Origin of the sequence: Cellulomonas hominis, assembly GCF_005239125.1 — a bacterium.
In the GTDB taxonomy this organism is placed as follows: Bacteria; Actinomycetota; Actinomycetes; order Actinomycetales; family Cellulomonadaceae; genus Cellulomonas; species Cellulomonas hominis_A.
Genome location: NZ_SZYE01000162.1, coordinates 1 through 9,118 on the forward strand (window position 1 = coordinate 1; position 9,118 = coordinate 9,118).

General features: G+C 76.7%; 10 protein-coding genes. 4 read left to right on the forward strand and 6 right to left on the reverse strand.

Annotated features, from left to right (window positions below; genetic code table 11):
• Positions 1-454, forward strand: a 454-nt coding sequence (locus FA014_RS15550; RefSeq protein ID WP_195969313.1) for a GTP-binding protein, incomplete at its 5' end; no start/stop codon positions are given.
• 82 nt (positions 455-536) lie between these two features.
• Positions 537-806, forward strand: a complete 270-nt coding sequence (locus tag FA014_RS15555; protein WP_147795912.1) for a DUF7218 family protein — start codon at positions 537-539, stop codon at positions 804-806.
• Between the two features lie 64 nt (positions 807-870).
• On the opposite strand, the gene FA014_RS15560 is transcribed toward FA014_RS15555, so the two are convergent.
• From FA014_RS15560 to FA014_RS15570, 3 genes are all read right to left on the reverse strand, one after another.
• Positions 871-1,818 carry a metal ABC transporter substrate-binding protein gene (locus tag FA014_RS15560; protein WP_154730564.1) on the reverse strand — a complete coding sequence of 316 codons (948 nt, stop codon included), beginning with the start codon at positions 1,816-1,818 and terminating at the stop codon, positions 871-873.
• Positions 1,819-1,918: 100 nt separating this feature from the next.
• The gene (gene aztD, locus FA014_RS15565; protein WP_154730565.1) at positions 1,919-3,271 is read right to left on the reverse strand and encodes a zinc metallochaperone AztD; all 1,353 of its coding nucleotides are present in this window, start codon (positions 3,269-3,271) and stop codon (positions 1,919-1,921) included.
• Between the two features lie 150 nt (positions 3,272-3,421).
• Entirely contained in the window at positions 3,422-4,435 is a 1,014-nt protein-coding gene (locus tag FA014_RS15570) for an aldo/keto reductase (RefSeq protein ID WP_154730566.1), read from the reverse strand.
• 92 nt (positions 4,436-4,527) lie between these two features.
• Between FA014_RS15570 and FA014_RS15575 the strand changes: the two genes are divergently transcribed.
• Complete coding sequence (locus FA014_RS15575) at positions 4,528-4,938, forward strand: MerR family transcriptional regulator (protein WP_154730567.1); 411 nt, start codon at positions 4,528-4,530, stop codon at positions 4,936-4,938.
• 34 nt (positions 4,939-4,972) lie between these two features.
• Complete coding sequence (locus tag FA014_RS15580) at positions 4,973-6,817, forward strand: cation:proton antiporter (RefSeq protein WP_154730568.1); 1,845 nt, start codon at positions 4,973-4,975, stop codon at positions 6,815-6,817.
• A gap of 12 nt (positions 6,818-6,829) precedes the next feature.
• Here the strand turns inward: FA014_RS15580 and FA014_RS15585 are convergent, their stop codons facing one another.
• From FA014_RS15585 to FA014_RS15595, 3 genes are all read right to left on the reverse strand, one after another.
• Positions 6,830-7,531, reverse strand: a complete 702-nt coding sequence (locus FA014_RS15585; protein WP_195969314.1) for a DUF305 domain-containing protein — start codon at positions 7,529-7,531, stop codon at positions 6,830-6,832.
• The gene (locus tag FA014_RS15590; protein WP_154730569.1) at positions 7,528-8,169 is read right to left on the reverse strand and encodes a DUF3105 domain-containing protein; all 642 of its coding nucleotides are present in this window, start codon (positions 8,167-8,169) and stop codon (positions 7,528-7,530) included. The genes FA014_RS15585 and FA014_RS15590 overlap by 4 nt, the downstream gene beginning before the upstream one ends.
• A 70-nt stretch (positions 8,170-8,239) precedes the next feature.
• On the reverse strand, positions 8,240-9,118 hold an 879-nt coding region (locus FA014_RS15595), incomplete at its 5' end, for an EAL domain-containing protein (RefSeq protein ID WP_230323235.1).

Genomic DNA, 9,118 nt, shown 5'->3' on the forward strand with positions numbered 1-9,118 from the left:
GCTCGCGGGGGTGCACGACGTGCGGGCGGGGGACCGGCGCCTCGACCCGCGGCACGCCGCGCCGGTGCCGGGCGCGCCCACGGCGCGGGGGGTGTGGACGCTCGAGCTGCGCGCCGACCGGCCGCTGCACCCCGAGCGCCTGGTGGCCGAGGTCGCCCGGCTCGGGCGGGGCCCGCACCGCAGCCGCGGGCACTTCTGGGTCCCGACGCGGCCCGACTCGGTCTGCGTCTGGGACGGCGCCGGCGGCCGGCTCAGCGTCGGGGCCCTCGGCACCTGGGGGCGGCAGCCGGCGGCCACGCGGCTCGTGTTCACCGGCGTGGAGGACGTGCGGGCCGACCTGCTGGCGGCGTTCGACGACGTGCTGCTGACGGCGGACGAGCACGCGCGGGGGCTGCACCCGTGGCTCGGCGCGGACGACGTGCTGGCGCCCTGGCTCGGCGACCGCGCGGCCTGACGCGGCGGCCTGCGGATGCGGTCGGCGCGGGCCGGGGGCATCGTCGGGAGGACCGGACGTCGTCCACACCGAGGAGGTCGCCATGCCGCGCCGTGACCCGGGCCCGAGCGTCAAGGACAAGGGGCTCTACGAGGAGCTCCGCGACGAGGGCAACAGCAAGGAGAAGTCGGCCCGCATCGCCAACGCCGCGGCGGCGCGCGGGCGGTCGTCGGTCGGGAAGAAGGGCGGCGAGTCCGGGTCCTACGAGGACTGGACCGTCGAGGACCTGCGCAAGCGGGCGGCGGAGATCGGCATCGAGGGCCGGTCGTCCATGAAGAAGGCCGACCTGGTCGACGCGCTCCGCTCGCACTGAGCCGGGTGCGACGACGGCGCCGGGCCCCCGGGCGGGGTCCGGCGCCGTCGTCGCGCGCGGGCGGTCACGCCCCGCAGGTGAGCCCGGCGGTCAACGCGGCGAGGTTGTCCCGCATGACGTCGAGGTAGTCGCGCTCGTCGTCCTCCGCGAGACCCTCGAGGGGGTCCAGCACGGCGGTCGCCACGCCCAGGTCGTCGGCGAGCGTCCGGGTGACCTTGGGGCTGGTCAGCGTCTCGAAGAACAGCGTCCGGACGCCCTCCGCCTCGACGGTCGCCGCGACGTCGCGCAGCCGCGCGGGCGACGGCTCGACCTCCGGGTCGATCCCGCTCAGGCCCACCTGGTGCAGCCCGTACCGCTGGGCCAGGTAGCCGAACGCCTCGTGCGAGGCGACGAGCGTCGCCCCCCGGCAGACGGCGAGCCCCGCCTCGAGCTCGACGTCCAGGGCGTCGAGGTCGGCGACCAGGGCGTCCGCGGCGGCGGCGAAGTCGCCGGCGTGCTCGGGGTCGATCTCCGCGAGCGCGTCCCCGACCTGGTGCGCGACGTCGGCGAGCCGCGTCGGGTCCAGCCAGAAGTGCGGGTCGAGGCCGGTGCCGGCGCCGGGCTCGACGCCGTCCGGTGCGACCTCCAGCGCCGCCGCCTCGGCGGTGTCGACCACGTGGGCGGGGGTGGTCGCGGCCACGGCGGCGTCCGTCGCGGCCTGGAAGCCGGACAGGTACACGACCAGGTCCGCCTCGCCGACCCGGGAGACGGCGCTCGGCGACAGCTCGAGGTCGTGCGACTCGCCGCCGGGCGGGGTCAGCGACGTGACGGCGACGTGCTCGCCGCCGACCCGCTCGGCGACGAACTGCAGCGGGTAGAACGCGGCCACCACGTCGTGCGGGGCGTCGTCGTCGCCGGCGGGGGAGCAGGCCGCGAGCGCGGCACCGGCGAGGCCGAGCGCGACGGCGGGGGCGAGGACGCGGGCGGCGCGGGGCGTGCGGGGTGTGCGGGGTACGGGGGGTGTGCGGGGCACGGGGGTCCTTCCGGGTCGGGATGCGCCGGGGTGGAGCGTCCTGCCCGGCACGCGCGGCGTGTCCGGGCAGGTCGCTCCACCCGAGGAGGTGGGGGTGGGGTCAGCCCTCGGTGCCCTCGTCCTCGTGCGCGTGCTCGTCCTCGTGCGCGTGCTCGTCGTGCCCGCCCTCGGCGTGGTCGTGCCCGCCGTGCTCCGCGACCGCGCCCGAGACGCCGGTGAGCTCGTTCGGCGTGACCTCGAGGTCGGCGCTCAGCCACACCTCGCCGGTCTCGACGTCGACGGCGTGCACGCGGTTCGTCGCCGGGTCGGTGATGTACGCCGAGCCGTCCAGGACCGTGATCGCCGGGCGCGGCTGCTGCCACTCCTCCGGCTCCTCCCACGCGTCGATCACCGGCACGGACCGGACGACGGTGCCGGACTCCGGGTCGATGACGTGCAGCGCGCCGTCGGTGCCGAGCACCAGGGCCTCGCCGGCGTCGCCGCGGGCGAGCGAGCGGAACGTGTACGACGACGGCAGGTCGACCAGGCGCATCGACGCGTCGCGGGTGTCGATCAGCGAGACGCGGGTCGGGCGCTCCAGGTCCGCGTCGGGGTCCGACTTGTAGTCGCCGAGGACGTAGGGCGAGGCCTCGGACCCGGCCTGGTTGCCGATGCGGCCGTAGGCGTCGGGGGCGGTGACCTTGGTCAGCGTGCCGCCGGCCCAGATCACGGCACCGTCCTCGCAGCCGATGACCACGGCCTCGTCGGCGGCGACGGCCTCGCCGTGCACGCCCGGGCAGGTGTCGGTCGCGGCGATCTCGGTGTCGTCCGCGTCGAGGACCCGCACGCCGGTGCGCGCGTCCTCGGTGCCGTCGGAGACGACGAGGGTGCCGTCGGTGAGCTCGACCGCGACGCCGTGGTGCGCGGACGGGGTGGTGTAGTCGCGGGTCTCGGCGTCCGGGTCGGCCAGGGCGTCGGAGTCGACGACGGTGACCTGGCCGGTGCCGTCGTCGAACAGCGCGGTGCGGCCCTCGTGCCGGACGGCGTGGCCCGGCGTCCCGGCCGGCCACACCACGTCGGTCAGCACCGGGTCCGCGGTGTACGAGTGCGTGTGGTCGCCGTGCGGCTGCGTCCAGGTGCCGGCGTCGAGCACCTGGAACCCGCCGGTGGTGGAGACGAGCACGTGCCGGTCGTCGCCGGCCGGGTTGAGGCGGTTGAAGCCGGCCAGCTCGATGTCGGAGACGACCTGGAGGGTGTCGGCGTCGAGCACCTGGATGCCGCCGTCGTAGGTGAGCGCGAGGCGCGGCTTGGCGGTGGCGACCTCGGTGGCGGCCGGGGTGCCGGCCGTCTCCTCGGTGGCGGACGGCGCCGCGGAGGCGTCGCCGGACTGGCCGCACGCGGCGAGCAGCGCGGCGGTCACGCCGAGGCCGAGCGCGGCGGCCAGGCGGGGGCGGGTACGGGTCGAAAGGGTCATGTGGGGGGCCGGCGGCCGGGGGGCCGTGCGGGCGCACGGGTGCCCTCGCCGCCGTCTCCTCTCCGGTCGCGGGTCGGATGATCAGCGCGGACACGCTAACACGACTGATAGTCAGTCTCATTACCGACCCCGCGCGCACCCGCGGGTGGGTCACCAGGCCGCGTTCAGCCGCTCCCGGTCCGCCGGCGGCAGCTCCAGCCGCACCCCCGCCATCGCCGTGGCGAGCTGGCCGAGGCTGCTCACCCCCACCACCGGCGCCACCCGCGGGCTGCCCCCCGCCAGCCACGCCAGCACGACCTCGCTCCGGCTGACGCCGAGCCCGGCGGCCACCTCCGCCAGCACGGCCAGCCGGCGCGCGGTCCCGGGGTGGTCGAACCCCTCCGGCACCGGCCGGTCGGCCCGCTCGTAGGCGCCCGACATCAGCGGGCTGTACGCCCAGAGCCCGACGGCGGGCTCCGCCTCGGCGTAGTCGAGCACCTCGTCGGTGATCCAGCCGAACCGGTGGTCGTGCTCGTGGTCCCGGACCATCGGGCGCGGCTGCAGGTACGAGTACCGCAGCTGCAGCGCGGTGGGCTCCGCGAGGCCCCGCGCCCGGGCGGTCCCGGCGGCCCGCTCGACCCGCCACAGCGCGGTGTTGGAGAAGCCCCAGGCGCCGACCACCCCGTCGGCGACGAGCCCGGCGAAGCCGTCGACGATCTCGGGCAGCGGGGTCGACCGGTCGTCGCGGTGCGCCCAGAACAGGTCGATGCGGTCGATCCCCATCCGGTCCAGGCTCTGCCGCGCCACGGACCGCACGACGTCCGCGCCGAGCCCCGTCGTGCGGTCCGGGAACGACCCCGGCCACAGCGGCTCGCAGCCGACCTTGGTCGCGATCCGCACCCGGTCGCGCATCCCGGGACGGGCCGCGAGCCAGCGACCCAGCACGGGCTCGCTCTGGCCGCCGCGGCCCGAGTCGTCGGCCCAGAAGGCGTAGCAGTCGGCGGTGTCGATCCACACGCCGCCCGCCTCGACGTACGCGTCGAGCAGCTCGAAGGACGCGGCGTCGTCGTGCCGGGTGCCGAACAGCATGGCGCCGAGGGCGATCGGCGGGGCCGTGGCCGCGAGGTCGTCGGTGGGCGTGGGGGTGGGCGTGGTCGCCGGCCCGGACAGGGGCGTCGTCGTCATGCCGGCCAGCGTCGTGGCTGGAGCGCGCTCCAGCGCAAGCCCCGGGGTCGGGGCGCTCCCGTCGGCGCCCGCGCCGCGCCACACTGGCGCCCATGACCACCTACGCCCCGGCCGACGCCGCCCGGCGCTCCGGCTTCAGCCTGGACACGCTGCGCTACTACGAGAAGATCGGCCTGGTTCGCGGCGTCCGGCGGGACGCGGCGGGCCGCCGCCGGTACGACGACGCCGACCTGGAGTGGCTCGGCGTGCTGCGCTGCCTGCGGGACACCGGGATGCCGATCGCCGCGATGCGCCGGTACGCGGGGCTCGCGCTGGCCACCGGCCCGCAGGCCGACGCGACCGTGCCGGAGCGGCTGGCGCTGCTCGAGGCCCACGCCGAGCACGTAGCCTCGACCATCGAGCGGCTGCTGCACCAGCAGGAGCACCTCGCGGAGAAGATCGAGTACTACCGCGGCCTCGTGCGCGCGGCCCCGGCCCCGGCGGCCGTGCGGTCCGCCGGCTGAGCCGCGCCGGGCGCACCACGGAGGGGCGACGCGCATGGACCTGCTGCTGATCGGGGTGATCGGCGCCGTCGCGGTGGTCACCGTCACCGCCCTCGCCCCGCGGGTGGGGGTGTCGGCGCCGCTGCTGCTGGTGGCGCTGGGCGTCGCCATCAGCCTGGTCCCGGCGGTGCCGGCGGTGGAGATCGAGCCGGAGTGGATCCTCGGGATCGTCCTGCCGCCGCTGCTGTACGCGACCTCGGTGTCGGTGCCGACCATGGACTTCCGGCGCGACCTGACGGCCATCAGCGGCCTGTCCGTGCTCCTGGTCGTGGCGACGTCGGTGGTGCTGGGCGTGATCTTCTCCTGGCTCATCCCCGACGTGTCGCTGGCCACCGGGATCGCGCTGGGCGCCGTCCTCAGCCCGACCGACGCGGTGGCGACGTCGATCGTCCGGAAGTCCGGGGTGAGTCCGCGCATCGTCACGGTGCTGGAGGGCGAGAGCCTGCTGAACGACGCCTCGGCGCTGGTGCTGCTGCGCTCCGCGGTGGCGGCGACCGCCGCGTCCGTCACGCTGTGGGAGGTGGCGACCGACTTCATCTACGCGGTGGTCGTGGCGGTTGCGATCGGCGGCCTGGTCGGCAAGGTCAGCCTGTGGGTCCGGACCCGGATGGCCGACCCGCACCTGACGACGGCGGTGTCGTTCATCGTGCCGTTCGTCGCCTACATCCCGGCCGAGCACCTGAACGCGTCCGGCCTGGTCGCCACGGTGAGCGCCGGGCTGGTCGCCGGGGCGGGCAGCGTGCGGCTGCGGCCGCAGGACCGGATCGCGGAGGCGGCGAACTGGCGCACCCTGGAGCTGCTGCTCGAGGGCGCGGTGTTCCTGGTCATGGGGCTCGAGCTGTACGGCCTGGTCGCGGAGGTCCGCGCGGACCACGGGCACCTGTGGGCGGCGGTCGGCCTCGGGGCGCTGTCGGCGGCCGTGGTGCTGGTGGTCCGCACCGGGTACGTCGCCTACCTGCTGTCCCGGCTGTCGCGGCGGGCCCGGCGGGGGGTCACGGTGCGCGGCTACCTCACCGCGCTGAACGAGCGCCCCGAGCGGCTGGCCACGCTGACGCGGGAGGACCTGGCCGAGCACCGGCTCCCGGGCGCGCCGCCCGCGGGGGCGGCCCCGCGGGCCACCACCGCGCCCGTGGACGCGACGAAGGTGCGGCGCGTGCTGGGCCGCCGCCGGCCGCGCCTGGGCCGGGACGACGCCCCGGAGAGCCGGGGCGTGCGGCTGCGCTACCGGATCACCCGCCGGATCGCCGACATCGACTACCTCCAGGCCGAGCACCTCGGCCCGCGCGAGGGCGCGATCCTGGTCTGGGCGGGGATGCGCGGCGTCGTGACGCTGGCCGCCGCGCAGTCGCTGCCGCGCGAGACCCCGCACCGCGCGCTGCTGGTCCTGGTCGCGTTCATCGTCGCGGCCGGCACGCTCCTCGTGCAGGGCGGGACCCTCGGCTGGCTGGTGCGCAGGCTCGGGCTCGGTCGCGACGGCGCCGACGACCGCGCCGAGGTGGACCGGCTGGTGGGGGAGATGTCCACCGCCGCCGCCGCGCTGCTGGGCGACCCGGACCTGCGCCGGCCCGACGGCACCCCGTACGACCCGTCCGTCCTGGACAAGGCCCGGCGGATCGCCGAGCGGCAGGGCGGGGAGGTCGACGAGGACGAGGACGCCGCCGAGGACCGCGCGTCCGCCGCGGCCCAGGTGCGCGAGCTCCGGCTGGCGGTGCTCGACGCGCAGCGGGAGGCGCTGCTCAAGGTCCGCGACCTCGGCACGGCGAGCTCCGGTGCGCTCACCGAGGCCCTGCGGGTGCTCGACGCGGACCAGATCAGCCTGGAGCTGCGCGAGCGGGACTAGCGCGGGGCCGCGTCAGCCGACCGGGCCGCCGCGCGCGTCGAGCATGTCCTGCAGCGCGGTCAGCTCGCGCTCCTGGGACGTGACGACCGTCCGCGCCAGCGCGACGACCTGGGGCCGCTGCGCGTGCTCGACGGCGTACGCGGCCATCTCCACACCGCCCTGGTGGTGCGGGATCATCAGCTGCAGGAACAGCCGGTCCGCCTCGGCCCCGGTGGCCGCGGTCAGCCGGGCCAGGTCCGCCCGGGACACCCAGCCGGGCATCGCCGCGTAGCCGGCGGCGTCCCCGGCGGTGCCGCCCGCGGTCCCGTGCCCGTGCCCGGTGCCCGCCATCCACGCCATCGGCGGCTCCGACGCCGCGGCGGGCAGGCCCCATGTCGACAGCCAGCCGGCCATCTGCCCGATCTGGTTCTGCTGGGTGAGCAGGATGTCGAGCGCGACCGTCCGCACCTCGTCGTCGGTGCTGCGGTCCCGGACCAGCACCGCGAGGTCGACGGCCTGGGCGTGGTGCGCCTGCATGTCCCGGGCGAACCCGGCGTCGACCGAGCCCTCGGCCGCCGCGGCGAGCGCGGGCTGCCGGGCGAGCAGCGCGCCGGCCAGGGCGCCGAGCACCAGCGCGGCGAGCGCCACGACCGCGAGCACGACGCGCCCGTGGCCCCGGCCCGCGGGCACGGGCGCGGGTGCCACCGGCGCGTCGTCGAGGACGGGGGAGGTCACGCCGGCGTGCCCACGCCGCTCGAGCAGGGCGCGCCGACCTCGGCGAGCTCCGGGTTGAGCAGGTACTTCTGCAGGAACACCGGCAGCCGCTCGTCGTCGACCGAGTCCACCTTCAGCTGGTAGCCCCAGGCGCTGATCGTCACGGGGGAGTCGAGGCCCTCGTAGGGGGAGACCAGCACGTACGACTGGTTGGCCGCGAACGCCTGCAGCGTCGCGACGTCGGCCGCGGGCAGCGACGGGTCGTAGGTGATCCAGACCGCGCCGTGCTCGAGGGAGTGCACCGCGTTCTCGTTCGGGACCGGCTCGGTGTAGACGCCGCAGTTCAGCCACGCCGCGTTGTGGTCGCCGCCGGCGGGCGGGTCCTGCGCGTAGTCGACGCCCGTGGTGACGTGGTTGAACGTGAGGCCCTCGATCGCCTCGACGCCGTCGATGTCGGCGTCGGCCTGCGCCTGCACGGCGGCCTTGTCGCGGCCCGCGTCGGCGATGACCCAGACGCTCACCCCGACCAGGGCGAGCACCAGCACGCCGGCGATCGAGCCGATCCATACCGCGCGGCCGCGCTCCTTCCTGCGCTGCTCGGCTCGGACGGCGGCCAGGCGGGCCTGGCGCTCGGCCGCGGTGGCTCGGCGGTCGGGCATGGGGTGCTCCTCGGGTCGGTCGGCGCGGCCCGGGGGCCGGTCGGTCCGGCGAGAATACTTGAAGGATCTACTAATTGACAGGCGCGTGGACGCCCAGACGGTCGTCCAGCGCCGCCGCCGGGCCGGGCCGGCCGAGCGCCCAGCCCTGCGCGACGTCGCACCCCAGCCCGCGCAGCAGCGCCAGGGTGCGGTCGTCCTCCACGCCCTCCGCGACCACGTGCATGCCGAGCGCGTGGCCGAGGTCGACGGTCGACCGCAGGATCTCCGCGCACACCCGGTCGTCCACCGCCGGCGCCACGAACGCCCGGTCCACCTTCAGCACGGTGAAGGGCAGCCGGCGCAGGTAGTCGAGCGAGCCGTAGCCCACCCCGTAGTCGTCGACCGCGAGCCGCACGCCCAGGTCCGCGAGCGCCCGCAGCGTCCGGCCGGCCTGCGCGGCGTCCCGCATCGCCATCGTCTCGGTGACCTCCAGCCCGAGGGCGTCCGGCGCCAGGCCGTGCCGGTCGAGCGCCGCCCGCACGTCGCCCAGCAGCCGCGGGTCGTCCAGGTCGTGCGCGGACACGTTCACCGACACCCCGAACGTCGCCGGCCCGACCGCGCGCCACCGGGCGCACTGCGCCAGGGCGACGTCCAGCACGTGCAGCGTGACCGGGCGGATCAGGCCGGTGCGCTCGGCGGCGGGCACGAACGCGTCCGGGCCGAGCAGGCCGTGCTCCGGGTGCTGCCAGCGCACCAGGGCCTCCGCCCCCTCGACGCGGCCCGCCGCGACGGAGACGAACGGCTGGAAGTGCACCACGAGCTCGCCGGCGGCCACCGCGGCGGGCAGCCGCTGCAGCAGGTCCGCCTCGCGCGGCCCGGCCGCCGCGCCGGGGCCCCGCGGGGTCGGCACCGCGGGCGCCTCGGTGTCGACCGCGACCCGGTCGTCCCGGCGTCGTGCGGCGGCGAGCGC

What these genes read in the sequence shown, in the direction of transcription:
- FA014_RS15555 (WP_147795912.1), top strand. Translation starts at nt 537, where the DNA reads ATGCCGCGCCGTGACCCGGGCCCGAGCGTCAAGGACAAGGGGCTCTAC.
- aztD (WP_154730565.1), bottom strand. Translation starts at nt 3,271, where the DNA reads ATGACCCTTTCGACCCGTACCCGCCCCCGCCTGGCCGCCGCGCTCGGC.
- FA014_RS15570 (WP_154730566.1), bottom strand. Translation starts at nt 4,435, where the DNA reads ATGACGACGACGCCCCTGTCCGGGCCGGCGACCACGCCCACCCCCACG.
- FA014_RS15575 (WP_154730567.1), top strand. Translation starts at nt 4,528, where the DNA reads ATGACCACCTACGCCCCGGCCGACGCCGCCCGGCGCTCCGGCTTCAGC.
- FA014_RS15580 (WP_154730568.1), top strand. Translation starts at nt 4,973, where the DNA reads ATGGACCTGCTGCTGATCGGGGTGATCGGCGCCGTCGCGGTGGTCACC.
- FA014_RS15590 (WP_154730569.1), bottom strand. Translation starts at nt 8,169, where the DNA reads ATGCCCGACCGCCGAGCCACCGCGGCCGAGCGCCAGGCCCGCCTGGCC.